This is a genomic window from Mesorhizobium sp. M7A.F.Ca.MR.362.00.0.0 (genome assembly GCF_004023175.1).
Classification (GTDB): domain Bacteria; phylum Pseudomonadota; class Alphaproteobacteria; order Rhizobiales; family Rhizobiaceae; genus Mesorhizobium.
This window is the reverse complement of sequence record NZ_RZTF01000542.1, coordinates 1-780: the sequence shown is the minus strand read 5'-3', so window position 1 is coordinate 780 and position 780 is coordinate 1. Positions and strand designations below refer to the sequence as shown.

The 780-nt window shown below is 65.1% G+C and carries 1 protein-coding gene; it reads right to left on the bottom strand.

The window, feature by feature from the left end; translation table 11 throughout:
* Window positions 1-185: 185 nt before the first annotated feature.
* Window positions 186-780, bottom strand: a 595-nt coding sequence (locus EOC06_RS34765; RefSeq protein WP_245470329.1) for an MATE family efflux transporter, incomplete at its 5' end; no start/stop codon positions are given.

Sequence of the window (780 nt, the reverse complement as noted above, 5' to 3'; positions counted from 1 at the left end):
GCCGCCACACTGGCACAAGCCGCACCGTCCTCCGCACCATCGGCCGCACAGGCCACGTCCCGGCAAGTGCAAGATCGCGCCCGGCTTCTCCTGCAAATAGGTTCATTTGCGCCGGGTCTGGCGTGACGGGCAGGGCGGCAAATCAATTGCGGCCCTGCCGCCATGTCCATGGCCTGACGGGTACTTCAGCCGTTCGGTGTTTCAGGCGAAAGATGCGCGCGTCCGCGTGGCACGCCAAGACCGGTGTCCGGCGGCTCGCCGGCTGCCGGTCTGTTCTCGATCATGTGCGTGGTGCGCCAGCGGCCGAAACGGTAGTAGGCCGCCGCCAGTACAAGCGAGCTGATCGAACCCACCGGGAAACTCCACCACAGCGCTTCCTCGCCGATCACGCCACGCATGAAATAGGCGAAGCCGGTGCGCACGACCAGCACCGAAATGACCAGGATGATCAACGGCGGCATCACGGCACCCGTGGCTCGTACGGTGGCAAACAGCACGATGGTTATGCCGAACAGAATGAACGACCACGAGGCGACATTGTTAATGTGGACGGCGATGTCGATCGCCGCGCTGTCGCTGCTCAGGAACAGGCTCAGCACCGAACGGTCGAAAACCGACAGCACTGCAACCAGTGCGCCGGTCAGGACCAGGTTGAAGCCGACACCGGAGGCGGCGATGCGGCCGATCCGGTCCCAGCGCCCGGCGCCGACATTTTGCGCCGCCATCGAGGACACCGCGGCGCCGATGGCGAGCGCCGGCATCTGGATATAGGTCCGCAGC